This is a genomic window from Streptomyces sp. CNT372 (genome assembly GCF_000377145.1).
This window is the reverse complement of the sequence record NZ_KB897781.1, coordinates 315313-336683: the sequence shown is the minus strand read 5'-3', so window position 1 is coordinate 336683 and position 21371 is coordinate 315313. Positions and strand designations below refer to the sequence as shown.

17 protein-coding genes are annotated in these 21371 nt (G+C 73.9%); 12 read left to right on the top strand and 5 right to left on the bottom strand.

Annotated elements, in window-relative coordinates; translation table 11 throughout:
- Nucleotides 1-33 precede the first annotated feature (33 nt).
- From C593_RS29655 to C593_RS0114255, 9 genes are all read left to right on the top strand, one after another.
- Nucleotides 34-519 (top strand): DUF6099 family protein, encoded by a 486-nt coding sequence (locus tag C593_RS29655; protein ID WP_018847980.1) that lies wholly within the window; start codon nt 34-36, stop codon nt 517-519.
- A gap of 35 nt (nt 520-554) precedes the next feature.
- A complete protein-coding gene (locus C593_RS0114290; protein ID WP_018847979.1) occupies nt 555-1478 on the top strand; it encodes an LLM class F420-dependent oxidoreductase in 924 nt (307 codons plus the stop codon).
- A gap of 14 nt (nt 1479-1492) precedes the next feature.
- The gene (gene mmuM, locus C593_RS0114285) at nt 1493-2413 is read left to right on the top strand and encodes a homocysteine S-methyltransferase (RefSeq protein ID WP_018847978.1); all 921 of its coding nucleotides are present in this window, start codon (nt 1493-1495) and stop codon (nt 2411-2413) included.
- A 420-nt stretch (nt 2414-2833) separates the two neighbouring features.
- Nucleotides 2834-4345, top strand: coding sequence for a 3' terminal RNA ribose 2'-O-methyltransferase Hen1 (locus C593_RS0114280; RefSeq protein WP_026277684.1), 1512 nt, complete (start codon nt 2834-2836; stop codon nt 4343-4345).
- Nucleotides 4342-6912 (top strand): polynucleotide kinase-phosphatase, encoded by a 2571-nt coding sequence (locus C593_RS0114275; protein ID WP_018847976.1) that lies wholly within the window; start codon nt 4342-4344, stop codon nt 6910-6912. The genes C593_RS0114280 and C593_RS0114275 overlap by 4 nt, the downstream gene beginning before the upstream one ends.
- 127 nt (nt 6913-7039) lie before the next feature.
- Entirely contained in the window at nt 7040-8272 is a 1233-nt protein-coding gene (locus C593_RS0114270) for an arginine deiminase (RefSeq protein WP_018847975.1), read from the top strand.
- Between the two features lie 110 nt (nt 8273-8382).
- Nucleotides 8383-9384, top strand: coding sequence for an ornithine carbamoyltransferase (argF, locus tag C593_RS0114265; protein WP_018847974.1), 1002 nt, complete (start codon nt 8383-8385; stop codon nt 9382-9384).
- A gap of 99 nt (nt 9385-9483) precedes the next feature.
- The gene (locus C593_RS0114260; RefSeq protein WP_018847973.1) at nt 9484-10311 is read left to right on the top strand and encodes an enoyl-CoA hydratase family protein; all 828 of its coding nucleotides are present in this window, start codon (nt 9484-9486) and stop codon (nt 10309-10311) included.
- Entirely contained in the window at nt 10311-12728 is a 2418-nt protein-coding gene (locus tag C593_RS0114255; protein ID WP_078521536.1) for a bifunctional salicylyl-CoA 5-hydroxylase/oxidoreductase, read from the top strand. The genes C593_RS0114260 and C593_RS0114255 overlap by 1 nt, the downstream gene beginning before the upstream one ends.
- Here C593_RS0114255 and C593_RS0114250 read toward each other — a convergent pair.
- Together C593_RS0114250 and C593_RS0114245 are read right to left on the bottom strand one after the other, a co-directional pair.
- A complete protein-coding gene (locus tag C593_RS0114250) occupies nt 12715-13542 on the bottom strand; it encodes a PaaX family transcriptional regulator C-terminal domain-containing protein (RefSeq protein WP_018847971.1) in 828 nt (275 codons plus the stop codon). The two genes, C593_RS0114255 and C593_RS0114250, sit on opposite strands and share 14 nt — an antisense overlap.
- 4 nt (nt 13543-13546) lie before the next feature.
- Nucleotides 13547-15163: an AMP-binding protein gene (locus C593_RS0114245; RefSeq protein WP_018847970.1), complete on the bottom strand. Its 1617-nt coding sequence runs from the start codon at nt 15161-15163 to the stop codon at nt 13547-13549.
- 261 nt (nt 15164-15424) lie between these two features.
- Here C593_RS0114245 and C593_RS0114240 point away from each other — a divergent pair, with 261 nt between their 5' ends.
- From C593_RS0114240 to C593_RS0114230, 3 genes are all read left to right on the top strand, one after another.
- Complete coding sequence (locus C593_RS0114240) at nt 15425-16603, top strand: acyl-CoA dehydrogenase family protein (protein WP_018847969.1); 1179 nt, start codon at nt 15425-15427, stop codon at nt 16601-16603.
- The gene (locus C593_RS0114235; RefSeq protein WP_018847968.1) at nt 16600-16998 is read left to right on the top strand and encodes a RidA family protein; all 399 of its coding nucleotides are present in this window, start codon (nt 16600-16602) and stop codon (nt 16996-16998) included. Before C593_RS0114240 ends, C593_RS0114235 begins: the two co-directional genes overlap by 4 nt.
- Nucleotides 16999-17280: 282 nt before the next feature.
- A complete protein-coding gene (locus tag C593_RS0114230) occupies nt 17281-18762 on the top strand; it encodes a DHA2 family efflux MFS transporter permease subunit (protein ID WP_018847967.1) in 1482 nt (493 codons plus the stop codon).
- A 79-nt stretch (nt 18763-18841) separates the two neighbouring features.
- Here C593_RS0114230 and C593_RS0114225 read toward each other — a convergent pair whose 3' ends face one another.
- The 3 genes from C593_RS0114225 to C593_RS0114220 form a co-directional block, all read right to left on the bottom strand.
- Nucleotides 18842-19294: an SPW repeat protein gene (locus tag C593_RS0114225; protein ID WP_018847966.1), complete on the bottom strand. Its 453-nt coding sequence runs from the start codon at nt 19292-19294 to the stop codon at nt 18842-18844.
- 176 nt (nt 19295-19470) lie between these two features.
- Complete coding sequence (locus C593_RS33770) at nt 19471-20226, bottom strand: ATP-binding protein (protein ID WP_486591128.1); 756 nt, start codon at nt 20224-20226, stop codon at nt 19471-19473.
- Nucleotides 20227-20414: 188 nt separating this feature from the next.
- Nucleotides 20415-21161 (bottom strand): SDR family oxidoreductase, encoded by a 747-nt coding sequence (locus C593_RS0114220; RefSeq protein WP_018847965.1) that lies wholly within the window; start codon nt 21159-21161, stop codon nt 20415-20417.
- Nucleotides 21162-21371 lie beyond the last annotated feature (210 nt).

Sequence of the window (21371 nt, the reverse complement as noted above, 5' to 3'; positions counted from 1 at the left end):
GTGGGCAGACAGTCGCATGAACGGGGGAGCAGGATGGACGCGTTACGGCTCATCGCCATCAGCAGGCAGGCACTGGAGGGCAGCCGGGAGGTTCCCGAGGTGGTCGCCGAGTCCTGGCAGATCCAGGCGCTCGCGCAGGCGATCGGGAGCAGACTCGCCCTGAGCGGGCCGCCCGATGTGAGAGGGGAGGCGCGAGCCCTCGGCGAGACCGGCGGTCGGGGCGGGGTGTACGACCATCCGGTGGTGCGCAGCGGAGGCGTCCGCGCGGCCCAGCTGACCGAAGTGGCCGACCCGGAGGCGGTGTTGACGGCCCTGCTCGCCCTGCTGGGCGATGTGGGCATCGCCCTGGTCGCCGTCGCCTGCTCCACCGACGACGAAGGGCTGTACTGGCAGTGCATCGAGACCATGGATTCCGCCGACGAGGCCATGGACCGGGTGCGGGGGATGCTGCGAAGACTTCCCCTGGCGGAGGCGGCCCGCCCTCCCGAAACGGTCCGGGGGCGCGCGGGCCCCCTTTGACCGCACGGCGACCGGCACCGGTGCAGGATGGAGGTATGGATCTTCGCATCTTCACCGAGCCCCAGCAGGGCGCGAGCTACGACACCCTTCTCACCGTCGCCAAGGCCGCGGAAGACCTCGGCTTCGACGCCTTCTTCCGATCCGACCACTACCTCAGCATGGGCTCGGCGGACGGGCTGCCCGGCCCGACGGACGCCTGGATCACCCTGGCCGGACTCGCCCGCGAGACCCAGCGCATCCGCCTGGGGACCTTGATGACGGCGGGCACCTTCCGGCTGCCGGGTGTCCTCGCGATCCAGGTCGCCCAGGTAGACCAGATGTCCGGGGGCCGGGTCGAACTCGGCCTGGGTGCCGGGTGGTTCGAGGAGGAGCACCGGGCCTACGGCATCCCCTTCCCCAAGGAGAAGTTCGGCCGGCTGGAAGAGCAGCTGGCGATCATCACCGGACTGTGGGGCACGGAGGTCGGCAGCACCTTCTCCTACGACGGCACGTACTACCAGCTCACCGACTCCCCGGCCCTGCCCAAGCCGGCCCAGGCCAAGGTGCCGGTACTGATCGGCGGCCACGGCGCGGTCCGCACCCCGCGTCTCGCCGCACGGTACGCGGACGAGTTCAATCTGCCGTTCGCCTCGGTCGAGGACACCGCCCTCCAGTTCGGGCGGGTGGGCGAGGCGGCCGAGAAGGCCGGCCGGGCGCCGGGCGACCTGACGTACTCCAACGCTCTGGTCGTCTGTGTCGGCAAGGACGAGGCGGAGGTCGCCCGCCGGGCGGCCGCCATCGGCCGTGAGGTGGACGAGCTCCGGGCCAACGGGCTGGCGGGCTCGCCCGCGGAGGTGGTGGAGAAGATCGGCCGCTATGCGGAGACCGGCTCGCAGCGGATCTACCTCCAGATCCTCGACCTCGACGACCTGGACCACCTGGAGCTCATCTCCTCCCAGGTGCAGTCCCAGTTGAGCTGACCCGAGGAGCACCCGTGCGCCCCGTCCGTCCGTTCGCCGAGGCCCTGGCCGATGGCGTACTCGTCCTCGACGGAGGACTCTCCAACCAGTTGGAGGCGCAGGGCTGCGACCTGTCCGGCGACCTCTGGTCCGCGCGGCTGCTCGCGGACGACCCCGGGCAGATCGGGGCGGCCCACCGGGCCTATGCGCGGGCGGGCGCGCAGGTGCTCATCACCTCCGGGTACCAGGCCAGCTTCGAGGGCTTCGCACGGTCCGGGATCGGCCGAGCGGAGGCGGCGGGTCTCTTCGCCCGCAGCGTGGCCCTGGCCCGCGAGGCGGGGGAGGAGGCCGGCCACGAGGTATGGGTCGCCGCCTCTGTCGGCCCCTACGGCGCGTATCTGGCGGACGGCAGCGAGTACCGGGGCCGGTACGGAATCGGGCCGGCCGCGCTGGAGCGGTTCCACCGGCCGAGGATCGAGGCTCTGGCCGCCGCCGGCCCGGACGTGCTGGCACTGGAGACGGTCCCGGACGCGGAGGAGGCGGCCGTCCTCCTGGACGCGGCGGCGGGCTGCGGGGTGCCCGTCTGGCTGTCGTACACCGTCACCGCAGGCCGCACCCGGGCCGGGCAGGAGCTGGCCGGGGCCTTCACCGTGGCCCGGGGGAGGGAGGAGGTCGTGGCGGTGGGCGTCAACTGCTGCGACCCGGCCGAGGCGGCCGAGGCGGTGGCGACAGCGGTCGCCGTCACGGGCCGGCCCGCCGTGACCTACCCCAACAGCGGTGAGGTGTGGGACGCGGCCGCCCGCCGCTGGCGGGGCCCGTCCGGGTTCGACCCCGCCCTCGCGGCCGAGTGGCGCAGGGCGGGGGCCCGGCTGATCGGCGGCTGCTGCCGCGTCGGCCCGTCCACCGTCGCGGCGGTGGCGGCCCACCTGGGTGCCGGCGGGCCACCGGAGCGCTGAGGGGATGTCGCGCCACGCGCGCCGTGCGGGGCCGGCGTCTTCGCGCCGGGGGCGGGCTCCGCGTCGGCCCGGTCGCTCATCATGCGGGTTGCGGCGTCCCTCCCTCGCGCGGGGGCGGGCCCGGTCCGCTCGGCTCCGGACCGGAGAGCTGTGGCGGGTGCGCGCGTCCGGCATCCGCAGGGTCGGGGCACCCCCGGGGAGGGCCCCTGGCGGCCCCGCACCGCCGTGCCCCGGGGCGCGCCCGGCCGATGTCCCGTGCGGGCGCGCGGGAGCGGCCTCCCCCGGCCGGTCCCCCTGGCCGCCCCCCTGGCCGGCCCTCCCGGCCAGGCGTACCCGTCCGGGCGTCCCCGGTCGGCCCGAAGGCATGCGGCCCCGGAAAACTCCTGGTTGCCGGAGGCCATGGGCGGGATACTCGGACGGGTGTTCCTGACGATCAGCACCACCGGTACCCCGGAGCGTCCCGCGAGCGAGCTCGGCTTCCTGCTGCACAAGCACCCCGACAACGCGCAGACGTTCTCCACCGCCCACGGCACCGCGCACGTCTTCTACCCCGAGGCGTCCGACGAACGCTGCACGGCCGCACTGCTGCTGGAGGTGGATCCGGTGGCCCTGGTCCGGCGCGGCAAGGGCAAGGGCCGTGGCGGCGCGCCGGACACCGCGCTCGCCCAGTACGTCAACGACCGCCCGTACGCGGCCTCCTCGCTGCTCGCTGTCGCGCTGAGCGCGGTGTTCAAGAGCGCCCTTCGCGGGGTGTGCGCCGCCCGGCCCGAGCGGGCCGCCGCGCCGCTGCCGCTGCGGATCGAGGTGCCCGCCGTCCCCGCACGAGGCGGCGCGGAGCTGGTCCGCAAGCTGTTCGGCCCCCTCGGCTGGGACACCGTCACCGCTGAACCCGTCCCGCTGGACGCGCGGTTCCCCGAGTGGGGCGACTCGCGCTATGTCCGGCTCGTGCTGGAGGGCGAGCTGAGGCTCGCCGACGCCTTGCGCCAGCTCTACGTCCTGCTGCCGGTCCTCGACGATGCCAAGCACTACTGGGTCGCGCCCGACGAGGTCGACAAGCTGCTGCGCGCCGGTGACGGCTGGCTCGCCGACCACCCCGAGCAGAAGCTCATCACCAGCCGCTACCTCTCCCGTCGCTGGGGCCTCACCCGGCAGGCGATGGAGCGCCTGGAACTGGCCCGGCTCGCCGAGGCCGACGACCTCGACGTCGAGGAGGTGGACAACGCCGTCGACGAGAGTGCCGACACCGAGGAGCGCCCCGCCCCGCTCGCCGTACAGCGCCGGGACGCGATCCTGCACGAACTGCGTACCGCCGGTGCGAGCCGGGTCCTCGACCTCGGCTGCGGCCAGGGCCAGTTGGTGCAGGCCCTGCTCAAGGACGTCCGCTTCACCGAGATCGCCGGTACCGACGTCTCCGTCCGGGCGCTCACCATCGCCGGGCGCCGGCTGAAGCTGGACCGGCTCGGTGAGCGCCAGGCCGCCCGGGTGAAGCTGTTCCAGAGCTCCCTCACCTACACGGACAAGCGTCTCGCCGGCTATGACGCGGCCGTCCTCAGCGAGGTGATCGAGCACCTGGACCTGCCCCGGCTCCCGTCCCTGGAGTATGCGGTGTTCGGCGCGGCCCGCCCCGGGACCGTGCTGGTGACCACGCCGAACGTCGAGTACAACGTCCGCTGGGAGACCCTGCCCGCCGGCCACGTCCGGCACGGCGACCACCGGTTCGAGTGGACCCGGGAGGAGTTCCGCGCCTGGGCCGGGACCGTTGCCGAACGGCACGGCTACACCGTCCGGTTCGTCTCCGTCGGCCCCGACGACCCCGAGGTCGGCCCGCCCACCCAGATGGCTGTCTTCCAGCGCGCGGACGCGACCACCCCGAACGGCCCGGCCACCACCGCCCCCGCCACCCCGACCACCCCGAAGGAGGCAGCCGCATGAGCGCCACCACCCCCGAGGACGGGGCCGGGGCCGCCGCGCCCGCCGGCCGCCGCCTGCCCGTGACCGACCTGTCCCTCGTGGTCCTGGTCGGCGCCACCGGCTCGGGCAAGTCCACCTTCGCCCGCACCCACTTCAAGCCGACCGAGGTCGTCTCCTCCGACTTCTGCCGGGGCCTGGTCGCCGACGACGAGAACGACCAGAGCGCCAGCTCCGACGCCTTCGACGTGCTCCACTACATCGTCGGCAAGCGCCTCGCCGCCGGACGCCTCACCGTCGTCGACGCCACCAACGTGCAGCAGGAGAGCCGCCGCCGGCTGGTGCGCATCGCCCGCGAGCACGATGTGCTGCCCATCGCGATCGTCCTCGACCTCCCCGAGGAGGTCTGTGCCGAGCGCAACGCCGCCCGCCCGGACCGCGCCGGCATGCCCCGGCACGTCATCTCCCGCCACCGCCGCGAACTGCGCCGCTCCCTCAAGGGTCTGGAACGCGAGGGCTTCCGCAAGGTGCACGTCCTGCGCGGCGCCGAGGAGGTCGCCGCCGCCCGCATCGCGCTGGAGCGCCGCTACAACGACCTGCGCCACCTCACCGGCCCCTTCGACATCATCGGCGACGTCCACGGCTGCGCCTCAGAGCTGGAGACCCTGCTCGCGAAGCTGGGATACGAGGACGGCCGGCACCCCGAGGGCCGCACCGCCGTCTTCGTCGGCGACCTCGTCGACCGCGGCCCGGACAGCCCCGCCGTGCTGCGCCGTGTGATGGACATGGTCGCCGGGGGCACCGCCCTGTGCGTGCCGGGCAACCACGAGAACAAGCTCGGCCGCTGGCTCAAGGGCCGCAACGTCCAGCACACCCACGGCCTCGCCGAGACGATCGAGCAGCTGGAGAAGCAGGACGACGCCTTCCGCACACGCGTCCGGGAGTTCATCGACGGCCTGGTCAGCCACTACGTCCTCGACGAGGGCCGGCTCGTGGTCTGCCACGCCGGTCTGCCCGAGAAGTACCACGGCCGCACCTCCGGCCGGGTCCGCTCGCACGCCCTCTACGGCGACACCACCGGCGAGACCGACGAGTTCGGCCTGCCCGTCCGCTACCCGTGGGCCGAGGACTACCGGGGCCGCGCCGCGGTCGTCTACGGGCACACCCCTGTGCCCGACACCTCCTGGATCAACAACACCATCTGCCTGGACACCGGCGTCGTCTTCGGCGGGAAGATGACCGCCCTGCGCTGGCCCGAGCGCGAACTGGTCGACGTCCCGGCCGAGAAGGTCTGGTACGAGCCGGTGAGGCCGCTGCTCACCGAGGCCCCCGGTGGCCGGGAGGGCCGGCCCCTCGACCTCGCCGACGTCCACGGCCGGCGCGTGGTCGAGACCCGGCACATGTCCCGGATCGCGGTCCGCGAGGAGAACGCGGCCGCCGCGCTGGAGGTCATGAGCCGCTTCGCCGTCGACCCCCGGCTGCTCGCCTACCTCCCGCCGGCCATGGCCCCCGTCGCCACCTCCCGTGCGGACGGCTATCTGGAGCACCCGGCGGAGGCCTTCGCCCAGTACCGGGCGGACGGCGTCGAGCGGGTCGTGTGCGAGGAGAAGCACATGGGCTCGCGCGCGGTCGCCCTGGTGTGCCGGGACGCCGAAGCCGCGCGGCGCCGCTTCGGCGCCGAGGGTCCGACCGGCGCTTTGCACACCCGCACCGGGCGCCCCTTCTTCGACGACGAGGCGATGACCGAGGCGGTCCTGGCGCGGCTGCGGACCGCCGTGGAAGCGGCCGGGCTGTGGGAGGAGTTCGGTACCGACTGGCTCCTCCTCGACGCCGAGCTGATGCCCTGGTCGCTGAAGGCGGGCGGCCTGCTGCGCTCTCAGTACGCGGCCGTGGGCGCCGCCTCCGGCGCGGCGCTCCCGCCGGCCCTGGCCGCCCTGGAGGCCGCCGCCGCGCGGGGCGTGGACGTGGGCGGTCTGCGCGCCCGGCAGGGCGAACGGGCCGCGGACGCGGCGGCGTTCACCGAGGCGTACCGGCGCTACTGCTGGAGGACCTACGGGCTCGACGGGGTGCGGCTCGCGCCCTTCCAGCTCCTCGCCGCCGAGGGCCGCTCCCTCGCGGGCGAGCCGTACGACCGCCGGCTCGCCTGGCTGGACCGGCTGGTGGAGCACGACGCGACCGGGCTGCTCCAGGTCACCCGCCGGCTGGTCGTGGAGACCGGCGACGAGGCGTCCGTCGCGGCCGGCACCGACTGGTGGCTGGAGATGACCGGGCGCGGCGGCGAGGGCATGGTCGTCAAGCCGCTCCAGGCGCTCGCCCGGGACGGCAAGGGGCGGCTGGTGCAGCCGGGCGTCAAGGTCCGCGGCCGGGAGTACCTGCGGATCATCTACGGTCCCGAGTACACCCGCCCGGAGAACCTGGCCCGCCTGCGCGAGCGGTTCCTCGGCCACAAGCGCTCCCTCGCCCTGCGCGAGTACGCCCTCGGCCTGGAGGCCCTGGACCGGCTCGCGGACGGGGAGCCGTTGTGGCGGGTGCACGAGGCGGTGTTCGCCGTCCTGGCGCTGGAGTCGGAGCCGGTCGACCCGCGGCTGTGACCGGACGGTCCGGGGGCGGGACGCGGCACCACGCGTCCCGCCCCCCGAGGCGTCCCGGCGGCGTTCCCAGTTACGAATGTGCGGCGTTCGCCGGGTGAACCGCCCTCCGCCCGGTGAGGATGGGGGCATGGGATTCCATGTCGACTCCGAGACCGGCCGTCTGCGCCAGGTCATCCTCCACCGGCCCGATCTGGAGCTGAAGCGCCTCACGCCGAGCAACAAGGACGCGCTCCTCTTCGACGACGTGCTCTGGGTGCGCCGCGCCCGCCAGGAGCACGACGGGTTCGCCGACGTGCTGCGCGACCGCGGGGTGGAGGTGCATCTCTTCGGTGATCTGCTCCGCGAGTCCCTGGACATCCCGGAGGCCCGGAAGCTGGTCCTGGACCGGGTCTTCGACGAGAAGGAGTACGGTCCCCTCGCCACCGACCACCTGCGGGACGCCTTCGACCAACTGCCCACCGCCGACCTGGCGGAGGCGTTGGTCGGCGGGATGACCAAGCGGGAGTTCCTGGCCGGTCACAGCGAGCCGACGTCGGTCCGCTTCCATGCCCTGGACCTGGACGACTTCCTGCTCCAGCCGCTTCCCAACCACCTGTTCACCCGTGACACCTCGGCCTGGATCTACGACGGCGTCTCGATCAACGCGATGCGCTGGCCCGCCCGGCAGCGGGAGACCGTGCACTTCGAGGCGATCTACAAGCACCACCCGCACTTCACCACGGGCGAGGCGGGCGCCTTCCACCACTGGTCGGAAGGTCAGGACGACTACCCGTCCACCATCGAGGGCGGCGACGTCCTGGTGATCGGCAACGGCGCGGTGCTGATCGGCATGAGCGAGCGGACCACCCCGCAGGCGGTGGAGATGCTGGCCCGGGGCATGTTCGCGGCCGGGTCGGCCCGTACGATCGTCGCGCTGGACATGCCGAAGCGGCGGGCGTTCATGCACCTGGACACCGTGATGACCATGGTCGACGCGGACACCTTCACGCAGTACGCGGGCCTCGGCATGCTCCGCTCGTACACCATCGAGCCGGCCGACGGCACGGGTGGGCTGAAGGTCAGCGACCACGCGCCGGAACGGATGCACGACGCCATCGCGGCGGCCCTCGGCCTCAAGGACATCCGGGTCCTCACGGCCACGCAGGACGTGCACTCGGCCGAGCGCGAGCAGTGGGACGACGGCTGCAACGTGCTTGCCGTGGAGCCCGGCGTCGTGGTGGCCTACGAGCGGAACGTGACGACCAACACGCATCTGCGCAAGCAGGGCATCGAGGTCATCGAGATCCCGGGCAGCGAACTGGGCCGCGGCAGAGGCGGCCCGCGCTGCATGAGCTGTCCGGTGGAGAGGGACGCCGTGTAGCCGGCACGGCCGACGGCGGGTCCACGGAACAGGGGTCTGTATAGAGATACCGTTGATCGTATATACTTCCATGGTCACGCCGCAATTCCGCGACCCAGGAGCACTCCACCATGGCGATACAACTCGAAGGCCGCCACTTCCTCCGTGAGCTGGACTTCACGGCGGAGGAGTTCCGCGGTCTCGTCGCCCTGGCCGCGGAACTGAAGGCCGCCAAGCGGACCGGCACCGAGGTCCAGCGGCTGCGGGGCAGGAACATCGCGCTGATCTTCGAGAAGGCGTCCACCCGCACCCGCTGCGCCTTCGAGGTGGCCGCCGCCGACCAGGGCGCCTTCACGACGTACATCGACCCGGCGGGCTCCCATATCGGCCGCAAGGAGTCCGCCAGGGACACCGCCCGGGTCCTCGGCCGGATGTACGACGCCATCGAGTTCCGCGGGGACGCGCAGCGCACGGTCGAGGAGCTGGCCGCGCACGCCGGGGTGCCGGTCTACAACGGGCTCACCGACGACTGGCACCCCACCCAGATGCTGGCCGACGTGCTCACCATGACCGAGTACAGCGACAAGCCGCTGGAGCGGATCTCCCTCGCCTACCTCGGTGACGCCCGCTTCAACATGGGCAACTCCTACCTGGTCACCGGCGCCCTCCTCGGTATGGACGTGCGGATCGTGGCGCCCGAGGCGTACTGGCCCGCGCCGCAGGTCGTGGCCGCCGCCCGGGAGGCCGCCGCCGCGAGCGGCGCGCGGATCACCCTGACCGAAGACATCGCCGAGGGGGTGCGCGGCGCCGACTTCGTCGCCACGGACGTCTGGGTGTCGATGGGGGAGCCCCGGGAGGTCTGGGACGAGCGGATCAAGGCCCTCTCGCCGTACGCGGTGACCATGGACGTCCTGCGGGCCACCGGCAACCCGGACGTCCGGTTCCTGCACTGCCTGCCCGCCTTCCACGACCTGGAGACCTTGATCGCCAGGGAGATCCACGAGCGGCACGGGCTCACGGAGCTGGAGGTCTCGGACGAGGTCTTCGAGTCGGCGCACTCGGTCGTCTTCGACGAGGCCGAGAACCGGATGCACACCATCAAGGCGGTCCTGGTCGCGACCCTGGCCCGCTGAACGAGGTATCGCGCTCTCGTGACGGAAGTCATGAACGAGTGATAGCTTCGGGAGGCAGGCCGCCGCAGACCGCCCCGCCGCCCGCCGAAGGAGCACTCGATGAGCCCCTTTACCGGTTCCGCCCCGCCCACCGAGAAGTGGCGCCATCTGCGGATCACCCGGGACGACGGGGTCGCGACGGTGACCCTGGCCCGCCCCGAGAAGCTCAACGCCCTCACCTTCGGCGCCTACGCGGACCTGCGCGACCTGCTCGCCGAACTCTCCCGGGAGCGGTCCGTGCAGGCCCTGGTCCTCGGCGGCGAGGGGCGCGGCTTCTGCTCCGGCGGCGACGTGGACGAGATCATCGGCGCCACCCTCGCCATGGACACCGCGGAACTGCTGGACTTCAACCGGATGACCGGGCAGGTCGTGCGGGCGATCCGGGAGTGCCCGTTCCCCGTCGTCGCCGCCGTGCACGGGGTGGCCGCGGGCGCCGGAGCGGTGCTGGCGCTCGCCGCGGACTTCCGGATCGCGGACCCCTCGGCCCGCTTCTCCTTCCTCTTCACCAAGGTGGGGCTCTCCGGCGGGGACATGGGGGCCGCGTATCTGCTGCCGCGGGTCGTCGGGCTCGGGCACGCGACCCGGCTCCTGATGCTCGGGGAGCCGGTGCGCGCGCCGGAGGCCGAGCGGATCGGCCTGCTGAGCGAGCTGGTCGACGAGGGCCGGGCCGACGAACGCGCCGCCGAACTCGCCCGCCACCTCGCCGACGGGCCCGCCCTCGCCTACGCGCAGACCAAGGCCCTGCTCACCGCCGAGCTGGACATGCCGCTCGCGGGCGCGGTCGAGATGGACGCGGCGACGCAGGCCCTGCTGATGCACGGGCGCGACTACGCCGAGTTCCACGCGGCGTTCACCGCGAAGCGCCCGCCCGAGTGGCAGGGCCGCTGATGCCCCCGCCGACCCCCGGCCCGGACCGCGCGGCCCCCGGCCCCGGCCCGGATCTCGCTCCCGCCCCGGACCGCGCGGCCCCCGGCCCGGACCGCCCGCCCCGCGCCGCCGCCCGCCCCGCGCCCGGTGGCCCGGGGGCCCGCCCGCCCCTCAAGGTCGCCGTCGTCGGCGGCGGCCCCGGCGGGCTCTACGCCGCCGCACTCCTCGCCCGGCTCGACCCCCGCCGCGAGATCACCGTCTACGAGCGCAACGCCCCCGACGACACCTTCGGTTTCGGCGTCGTCCTCTCCGACGAGACCCTCGGCGGGATCGAGGAGGCCGACCCCGTCGTCCACCGCGCCCTCAGGAACGAATTCGTCCGCTGGGACGACATCGACATCGTGCACCGCGGCCACCTCCAGACCTCCGGCGGACACGGCTTCGCCGCCCTCGGCCGGCGCCGGCTGCTGGAGATCCTGCACCACCGCTGCCGCTCCCTCGGCGTGGACCTGCGCTTTCGCACCCCCGCCCCGCCCGCCGCCGAACTCGCCGCCACCCATGACCTCGTCATCGCCGCCGACGGCGTCCACAGCGCCACCCGCGCGGCGCACGCCGAGGTCTTCCGGCCCCGGATCACCACCCACCGCTGCCGCTACATCTGGCTCGCCGCCGACATGGCGTTCTCCGCCTTCCGCTTCGAGATCGCCGAGACCGAGCACGGGGTGATGCAGCTCCACGGCTACCCCTACGCGGCCGACGCCTCCACCGTGATCGTCGAGATGCGCGAGGAGGTCTGGCGCGCCGCGGGCTTCGACACCCTCGACGAGAGCGAGTCCGCCGCCCGCTGCGCCAATATCTTCGACCGGGCCCTCGACGGCCACCCCCTGCGCGGCAACTCCTCCGCCTGGACCGCCTTCCGCACCGTGGTCAACGGACGCTGGTCGCACGGGAACACCGTCCTGCTCGGCGACGCCGCGCACACCGCCCACTTCTCCATCGGCTCCGGCACCAAGCTCGCCGTCGAGGACGCCCTCGCCCTCGCCGCCTGCGTCGACGAGCAGCCCGACCTGCCCGCAGCCCTCGCCGCCTACGAGGCCGAGCGCCGGCCGGTCGTCGAGTCCACCCAGCGTGCGGCGGCGGCCAGCCTGCGCTGGTTCGAGGAGATCGCCCGGCGGCTCGACCAGCCCCCGCGCCAGTTCGCGTTCAACCTGCTCACCCGCAGCCGCCGCGTCACCCACGGCAATCTGCGGCTGCGGGACGCCGCGTTCACCGAGAAGGTGGAGCGGGAGTTCGGCTGCCCGCCCGGCACCCCGCCGATGTTCACCCCGTTCCGGCTCGGCGGACTGACGCTGCGCAACCGGGTCGTGGTCTCCCCGATGGACATGTACAGCGCCACCGACGGACTGCCGGGCGAGTTCCATCTGGTGCACCTGGGCGCCCGGGCCCTGGGCGGCGCAGGGCTGGTGATGACGGAGATGGTCTGCGTCAGCCCCGAGGGCCGGATCACCCCGGGCTGCACCGGGCTGTGGAACGAGGAGCAGGCGGCCGGCTGGCGCCGGGTCACCGACTTCGTCCACACGCAGGCGCCCGGCACCGCGATCGGCGTCCAGCTCGGCCACTCCGGCCGCAAGGGCTCCACCCGGCTGATGTGGGAGGGCATCGACCAGCCCCTCCCCACCGGCAACTGGCCGCTCCTGGCCGCGTCCCCGCTGCCCTACCGGCCGGGCGTCAACCAGGTCCCGCACGCCCTGGACCGGGCCGGACTCGCCGCCGTCCGCGCGGAGTTCACCGCCGCCGCCCGCCGTGCCGCCCGCAGCGGTTTCGACCTGCTCGAACTCCACTGCGCCCACGGCTATCTGCTCTCCGGCTTCCTCTCCCCGCTCACCAACCGGCGCACCGACGCCTACGGCGGCAGCACGGAACGGCGGCTCCGCTTCCCCCTCGAAGTCCTGGACGCGGTACGGGAGGTGTGGCCCGGCGACCGGCCGCTCACCGTCCGGATCTCCGCCACCGACTGGGCGGACGGCGGCACCACCGCCGACGACGCCGTGGCCTACGCCGCCGCCTTCGCCGCGCACGGCGCGGACGCCGTCGACGTCTCCACCGGCCAGGTCGTCCCGGACGAACGCCCCGAGTACGGCCGCTCCTACCAGACCCCGTTCGCGGACCGGATCCGCAACGAGACCGGCGTCCCCGTCGTCGCCGTCGGCGCGATCTCCTCCTGGGACGACGTCAACTCCCTCCTCCTGGCAGGCCGCGCCGACCTGTGCGCCCTCGCCCGCCCGCACCTCTACGACCCGCACTGGACCCTGCACGCAGCCGCCGAACAGGGCTACACCGGCGAGGGCGCGCCCTGGCCCCTGCCGTACCGCGCGGGCAGCCGCATCCCGCCCACCGGCCGGACCGACGCGCCCAAGCCACGGCTCAGCCTGCGGTAGCCGCCCCCTCGTCGCGGACGAAGGCCGCGCCCGCGTCCCGCAGCCGGGCGTGCAGAGCTGCGAAGACGGCGGCCGAGCGGGCGCCGGGCCAGCCGGCGGGGAGGAGGCGCGGGGCGAGGCCCGGGTCCGCGTAGGGGAGACGGCGCCAGAGGTCGAGGGTGGTGAGGTAGTCCCGGTACGCCTCGCGGGGCGGGGTGTCCGGGCGGGACTCCCAGGCGCGCAGCACCGGTTCCGCCAGCCCCAGGAACTCCTCGTGCAGCTTGGCCACCGCCGCCAGGTCCCACCAGCGCGCGACCGCCTCCGCCGTCGCCGCGAAGCCCAGATGGGCGCCGCGGAACAGTTCCACATACGGGGCGAGCCCGAGGCGGACCAGGGTGTGCCGGGTCTCCTCCGCGAGCCGTGCGGGCGCGATCCACACGCCCGGCGCGGCCGCCCCGAAGCCCAGGCGCACCAGCCGGGAGCGCAGCAGATGCCGCTTGGCCCGCTCGGACTCGGGCACGGAGAACACCGCCAGCACCCAGCCCTCGGCCGGGTCGGCGGGCGCGCCCGCGAAGATGCGCCGGTCGCCGTCGTCGAGGAGTTGGCGGGCGTCGGCGGAGAGGGCGTATCCGGCCGCGCCGTCCGCCGTCCGCTCCGGCACCAGCAGCCCGCGCCGCTTCAGCCGGGAGACCGAGGAGCGCACCGAGGGGGCGTCCACGCCCAGGGCGCCCAGCAGCCGGATCAGCCCGGCCACGGCGAACGGCCCCGGCCGTTCGCGCCCATAGGCGCCGTACAGGGTGACGATCAGGGATCGGGGGGTGTGCAGCTCGGCCACCCGGTCACTCTAGATCCCGCAGCCGGTACCGCTGGAGCTTGCCCGTCGGGGTGCGCGGCAGCGCGTCCAGGAAGACGAACTCCCGGGGGCACTTGAAGGGTGCGAGGCGCTCCTTCACCGACTCGGTCAGGGCCCGGGCCGTCTCCTCGCCGCGCGGCACGCCCTCGCGCAGGACGACGTAGGCGGCGACGATCCGGCCGCGCAGCTCGTCCGGGCGGCCGACGACCGCCGCCTCCGCCACGTCCGGATGGTGCAGCAGCGCGTCCTCGACCTCCGGGCCCGCGATGTTGTACCCGGCCGAGACGATCATGTCGTCGGCGCGGGCGACATAGCGGAACCAGCCGTCGCGCTCGCGGACGTAGGTGTCGCCGGTGATGTTCCAGCCGTCGCGGACGTACTCCCGCTGCCGGGGGTCGGCCAGGTACCGGCAGCCGACCGGGCCGCGCACGGCGAGCAGGCCCGGTTCCCCGTCGGGCACCGGCAGGCCCGCTCCGTCGACCACGCGCGCCTGCCAGCCGGGGACGGGGACGCCCGTGGTGCCGGGCCGGGCGTCCGCGTCGGCGGCGGAGACGAAGATGTGCAGGAGCTCCGTCGCGCCGATCCCGTTGATGAGGGCGAGCCCGGTCCGCTCCCGCCAGGCGTGCCAGGTGGCGGCGGGCAGGTTCTCGCCCGCCGAGACGCAGCGGCGCAGCGAGGTCACGTCGTGGCCGTCCAGCTCGTCCAGCATCACCCGGTACGCGGTCGGGGCCGTGAACAGGACGGTGACCCGGTGCTCGGCGATCGCCGCCAGCAGCCGGGCGGGCCCGGCCTGTTCCAGCAGCAGCGCGCAGGCCCCGGCCCGCATCGGGAACAGCACCAGACCGCCGAGGCCGAAGGTGAACCCGAGGGGCGGGCTCCCGGCGAACACGTCGTCCGGCCGGGGCCGCAGCACCCGCGCGGAGAAGGTGTCCGCGACGGCGAGCACATCCCGGTGGAAGTGCACGCACCCCTTGGGCCGGCCGGTCGTCCCGGAGGTGAAGGCGATCAGGGCCACGTCGTCGGCGGCCGTGGCGACGGCCGGGTACGGCTCGGCGGGCGCGGCCGCGGCCCGGCGCAGCAGATCGTCCGCGGCCTCGCCGCCCCAGGTGGTGATCCGCAGCCCGGGGACCTCGGCCTTGACCAGCTCGTCCACCGAGCGGATGTCGCAGAGGGCGTGCGCCGGCTCGGCGATCTCGCACACGGTGGCCAGTTCCCCCGCCCGCTGCTGGGCGAGGACCGTGACGGCGACCGCCCCCGCCTTCAGCACCGCGAGCCAGCAGGCGGCGAGCTGCGGGGTGGTCGGGCCGCGCAGCAGCACCCGGTTGCCCGGCACCACCCCGAGGTCCCGGGTCAGGACGTGCGCGATCCGGTCGACCCGCTCGCGCAGCTCCCCGTACGTCCAGGTCCCGCCGTCCCCGGTGCGGAAGACGGGCCGGTCCGGGCCGTGGCGGGCGATCGTGGTGTCGAGGAGCTCGGCCGCGCAGTTCAGACGGGCCGGGTACTGGAGCTCCGGCAGCTCGAAGAGCAGCTCGGGCCACTCGCCGGGCGGCGGGAGGTGGTCGCGCGGAAACGTGTCGAGGTGGGCCGAGGGTGTCAGCTCCATGGTTCGCCCCCTGGCTGTGGTGGGGTCGCGAAACGGCGTTCCGGGATGGTCCTGCTGCGTGCTGCGGTGCGGCGCTGCGGTGCCAGGTGCTGCGCTGCGTGCCGCGTCGTCCGTGGTGCGCGAGAGTGCGTCGCGACGAGCGTATCGTGATGGTGACGACAGTCAACACTCCGCGATATCGTGACCCGGGTGACGGCCTCCGGAATCCGGGAGCCGCCGCACCGCCGCCACCCGGCCCCGACCGTGGAAGCGAGGGCGCGAATGCCCGCATTCTCACTCGATCCGGTACAGCGCGCCTGGTGCGAGGAGCTGCGCGCCCTCGCCCGCGACCGGCTGGCGCCGCTCGCCGAGCAGGGCGAGCCCGGTCGGGTGAACCGGCCCCTGGTCGCCGCCCTCGGTGAACTCGGCCTGCTGAAGCGCCTCTTCGACGCCGGAGCCTTCGAGCTGTGCCTGCTGCGCGAATCCCTCGCCTACGCCTGCACCGAGGCCGAGACCGCCCTCGCCCTCCAGGGGCTCGGCACCTCCCCCGTGGTCCGGGCGGGCACCGACGCCCAGCGGGCGCGCTGGCTGCCCGAGGTGACCGCAGGGCGGGCCGTGGCAGCGTTCGCGCTGAGCGAGCCGGGCGCCGGGTCCGACGCCGGGGCGCTCGCCCTGCGCGCCGACCGGGACGCCGGCGGCTGGCGGCTGAGCGGTGAGAAGTGCTGGATCTCCAACGCTCCCGAGGCCGACTTCTACTCCGTCTTCGCCCGTACGGGTGAGGACACCGGCCCGCGCGGTATCACCGCCTTCCTGGTCCCCGCCGACCGGCCGGGCCTGACCGGCAGCGCCCTGGAGATGCTGTCCCCGCACCCCATCGGCGCCCTCGCCTTCGACGGCGTCCGGGTCGGCCGGGAGGACGTCCTCGGGGAGCCCGGGCGCGGCTTCGGCGTCGCGATGGACACCCTGAACCTCTTCCGCCCGAGCGTCGGCGCGTTCGCCGTCGGGATGGCCCAGGCCGCTCTGGACGCCACTCTCGCGCACACCGCCCGCCGCACCGCCTTCGGCGGCCCGCTCAAGAACCTCCAGTCGGTGGCCCACACCGCCGCGGAGATGGCCACCCGCACCGAGGCGGCCCGGCTGCTGGTCTACGCGGCGGCCTGCGCGTACGACGAGGGGGACCCCGAGGTACCCCGGCGCTCCGCGATGGCGAAGCTGCTCGCCACCGAGACCGCCCAGTACGTGGTGGACGCGGCCGTCCAGGCGCACGGTGCCGCGGCCCTGCGCCGCGGGCACCTGCTGGAACACCTCTACCGCGAGGTCAGGGCACCGCGGATCTACGAGGGCGCCACCGAGGTCCAGCGCACCGTCGTCGCCAAGGAGCTGTACGCGGCGCGGGAGGCGGACCCCGCGCGGGCGTCCGGGCCAGCGGCACCGGCCGGTGCCGGGGAGGCCGTCCGATGAGTCTGCACCGGCACAACCCGGCCGAACTGTCGCCCCCGACCGGCTTCTCGCACGCCGTCACCGCCTCGGGCACGCGCATCGTGTTCCTGGCCGGCCAGACGGCCCTGGACGGGGAGGGCAGGGTCGTCGGTGCGACCCTTCCGGAGCAGTTCGAGACCGCGCTCACCAATCTGCTCACCGCCCTCGCCGCCGCCGGTGGTACCGCCCACGACCTCGCCCGGGTCACCGTCTACGCCACCGACGTCGAGGACTACCGCGCCCACGCGGTGGAACTCGGCCGGATCTGGCGGCGGCTGGCGGGCCGGGACTACCCGGCGATGGCCGTGATCGGGGTGGTGCGGCTGTGGGACCAGGAGTGCCTGGTGGAGGTCGACGGCGTCGCCGTCCTGCCGTGAAAGCGCCGGCCGGGGCGCGGTCGGGGGCCCGGTTGGTTACCCGGTCAGGAGAGCGAAACCGCTGGTCGGAGGCGCGATCAGGGACGCGTCATGATCGACTGGTGACCCCCGGGGGCCGGGCTTAACGTCGAGAAGTGGACGGGACCGTTCACGCCTCTGGCACGCGGACCGGACCCCGCGCAGGGGCCATCCGGCACCGAGGCACGATGCGTCATGACGACTCCGCAGCAGCCCGTTTCCGCGACGCACGCTTCCGCTCCCGGCAAGGGCGGCGGGCACGGAATGGCCCTTCTGGTCATCGCCTCCTGCCAGCTCATGGTGGTTCTCGACATCACCATCGTGAACATCGCCCTTCCGCACATCCAGACCTCGCTGGACTTCTCCACCACCGGTCTGTCCTGGGTGGTCAGTGCCTACACGCTCACCTTCGGCGGGCTGCTGCTGCTCGGCGGCCGGGCCGGTGACCTCCTCGGCCGGCGGCGGGTGTTCATCTTCGGCGTGCTGCTCTTCGTCATCGCCTCCCTGCTCGGCGGGCTCGCCCAGAACGTCGGCCAACTCCTCGCCGCGCGCGCCCTCCAGGGCGTCGGCGGGGCGATCGCCTCGCCGACCTCGCTGGCCCTGATCACCACCACCTTCAAGGAGGGCCCGGAGCGGAACCGGGCATTCGGCGTCTTCGCCGCGGTGTCGGCGGGCGGCGGCGCGATCGGACTGCTGGCGGGCGGGATGCTCGTCGAATGGCTCGACTGGCGCTGGGTGTTCTTCGTCAACGTGCCGATCGGCCTGCTGATCATCCTGGCCACGCCCCGCTACATCAAGGAGTCCGAACGCCACCCGGGCCACTTCGACATCCTGGGCGCCCTCACCTCCACCCTTGGCATGGCCTCCCTGGTGTACGGCTTCATCCGGGCCGGGCAGGACGGCTGGCGGGACCCGCTGACCCTGATCTCATTCGGCGTCGCCGTGATCATGCTGGCCGCCTTCATCACCGTCGAACGCCGCTCCCGGCAGCCCATCACCCCGCTGCACATGTTCGCCGACCGCAACCGCGCGGGCACCTACGGCATCATGCTCTGCCTGGCGGCGGCGTTGTTCGGGATGTTCTTCTTCCTGACCCTGTTCGTCCAGGACGTGCTGGACTTCACTCCGCTGCGGGCGGGCCTCGCCTTCCTGCCGGTGAGTGTGGTCATCGCGATCGGCGCGGCCACGGCTTCGCAACTCCTGCCGAAGTACGGGCCGAAACCCTTCATGGTCACCGGCGCCCTGCTGGCGGCCGTCGGCCTCGGCTGGCTGACGCTGACCGACGTCGACTCCACCTATGCGGGCAGCATCCTCGGACCGATGCTGGTCTTCGGCCTCGGCATGGGCCTCCAGTTCGTCTCCCTGACGCTGATGGCCCTCTCCCGGGTGCCCGTCCACGAGTCGGGCGCCGCGTCCGGGCTGCTCAACGCCACCCAGCAGGTCGGCGGGTCACTGGGCCTGTCGATCCTGGTCACCGCCTTCGGCACGGCGAGCGCCGACAGGGGCGAGGACCTGGTCCCGGCCTTCCTCGCGCAGGCCACCCCCGCCCAGCGGCTCGCCTTCGAGCAGACCGGGCAGCTCCCGCCGCCCTGGGCCGACCAGATCCTCAGCTCGGGCGTCTCGGCCGCCTTCGTGGTGGCGGCCTGCTTCGCCGTGGTCGCCGCGCTGATCGCGCTGCTGGTCATCCAGGTGCGGCCGGACGACCTGGAACGCCTCAAGGGCGACGCCCCCTCCGTGGCACCCTGAGCGGCCGCCGTCCCGGGTGTCCCGGCGCACGCCACGGGCCCCCGGGGTGCCCGGGAGCCCGTGGCGTCGTGCGACGGGGTCAGCTCATCGAGGACGGGCCGACGGACGCGGACGGCCGGTCGCGGCCACCCACCGCCATCATCGCGAGACCGCAGAGCAGTGCCACGGCGCCGACGATCACGTTGTTGACGATGGTGCGGGTCGTGTCGACGGCTCCGGACACGATCCACGGCGAGAGGATCGTGAACGCGCCGATCGCGCACGCGGCCCAGGCCATCGCGTGGGTGCGCTCGTAGGCGGAGGCGAAGCCGCCCATGCAGACGCAGTACGCGATGCCGAGGATCAGGTTGGTCACGGCCAGAGTGGTCAGGCCGCTGAACCCGGCGATCCAGGGGGACGCCGCCAGGTAGACGCCGGTGAGCAGCGCCAGTGCTTCGACGGACTGTGCCCTCGGGTTCGATGTCGCCCGCTCGAAGCGGGACCGCATCTCGGCCACGTCCGGGTGTTGTTCGATGTCGGTACGGGTGGTCATGGTGGGCCGCCTCCTGCCAGCAGCCTTATGTGTCCTTTATCTCCATGGAACGCCTCTCCCGTCGCCGGGTCAATGGGTGAAAGGTGACGATTCATGTGCTTTCGGGTGCCGGGCGGGTGTTTCCCGGACCGCCTCCGCCAGCCACATCCGGGCCGCGCCCGCCCGCTCGGGATCCGTCAGTTCCGGGACCGGGCGGCCGTGCCGGGCGGCCCTCCCACTGCGGGGTGACCGTCGCCGTCCAGCCGTGCCCGGCGAGCCAGCCGCGCGGGTCCTCCAGTGCGGGCAGCCACGCGGCGCCACCCTGCGCAACCGCTCGTGCACGTCCCGCAGTTGCGGCAGTTCGGTATGGGCGCGGTTGACGTGCGGTTCCGGGGAGCGGTCGCCGCGGGCTCTGAACGCGGGCCGCGGCGGCCGACGCCGCTCACCGGCCGGGAGACGTCTCCGCGTCTCCCGGCCGGTCCGTGCGTCCCGTGCTTCGTGTCCCGTGTCCTGTGTCCGTGTCCTGTGTCCGTGTCCTGCGCGGACGGCTCACGACAGCACGTCCTCGCGGGCGAAGCCCCGGAACGCCGGGGCAGTGAGCGCCACCGCGTACGACCAGCCCCTCGGCCATCCCGTCGTGCTCGGCGGTCGGCGGTCGGCGGTCGGCGGCCCGCCGGAAGAGCGTCGTCGCCCGTCGGCAGCAGGACCCGGAACGTCGCGCCCTTCCCCGGTCCGGGGTCCACCTCGGCCTCGCCCCCGTGCGCCTTCGCGACCGCCGCGACGATCGCGGGGCCGAGACCGGAGCCCTCCTCACGGCGTCCGCCGGGGAGTTCGGTGGCGCGGGTACGGGAGGGGTCGGCACGGTAGAAGCGGTCCACGACCTGCCGCGCCTGCGCGACGCCCAGCCCGGGACCACGGTCCGCCACCTCGACGAACGCCCGGGCGCCGGTCACCGTCTTCCAGGGGTGGACCGCCCTCGGCGGCGCCCGGGTGGGCCGTGTCCGGCCGACTGTGTCCCGGCCGACGTGTCCAGGGCGCCAACTCCATGTCGTCCAGACGCAGATCCCCGGCCGCAGGAGTGGCGAGGAAGGAGCATGGCCCCGCGGACTCCGTGGAGGGGGAAGGGGCGCGTCCCGCCGTCTCAGGTGCGCAGATGCGAGGCGCCGTTGAGGTCGAGGACCGTGCCCGAGGCCCAGGTCCCCTCCGGGGAAGCCAGGAACCGGACGGCGGCGGCCACCTCCTCGGGGGTGCCGACCCGGCCGAACGGGCTCTGCCCGCGCAGGGCGTCCCCATCCGGCCCGTCCAGCCGGGCGTGCTGGCGGTCGGTGGCGACGAAACCCGGCGCCACCGCCGTGACGCTGATGCCGTACGGGGCGAGGGCGACCGCCATCGACTGCCCGAACGCGTGCAGGGCGGCCTTGCCGGCGCCATAGGCCGGGTACTCCGGTTCGCCCCGGAACGCGCCGCGCGAGCCGACGTTGACGATGTGTCCGGCCGCCCCGCGGTCGATCAGATGGCGGGCGACGGCCCAGGTCAGATCGGCGGCGCCGAGCAGATTCACGTCGATCATGTGCCGCCAGGCCGCCCGCCAGTCCGCCAGGGAGGTGGTGTCCACCGGGTGGCGGTTGGCCTCGGCCGGGGCGACGGCCGCGTTGTTCACCAGGACGTCGATCCGGCCCAGCCCCGCCAGCGCCTCCGCCGCCACCCGCTCGGGACCGCCGGCCTCCCCGAGGTCGCCGCCGACGAGGACATGGCCCGCCCCGGACAGCAGCCGGAGGGTCTCCTCGGCGTCCTCGCGGCGGGCCGCGTAGTGCACGGCCACCCGCTCGCCCGCCCCGGCGAAGGCCACCGCCACCGCCCGGCCGATACCGCGCGAGGCCCCGGTCACCAGCACCCTCCTCGGTTCGGGCAACTCCCCTCCGGAGCAAGCGGTCTCGGCGTGGTCTGCGGGGCGGTGGGGCACGGTGGCGTCCTTCCTCCAGGGCCGGGCCGCACGGGGAAGCGGACGCGGCCGGGACCGATTGTCACAGGGTGCGCCTAGAGTCTCTTCCACTCGTCACGGTGCGTTGCCACCGGCGGGTCTCATCAGCCTGCCGCC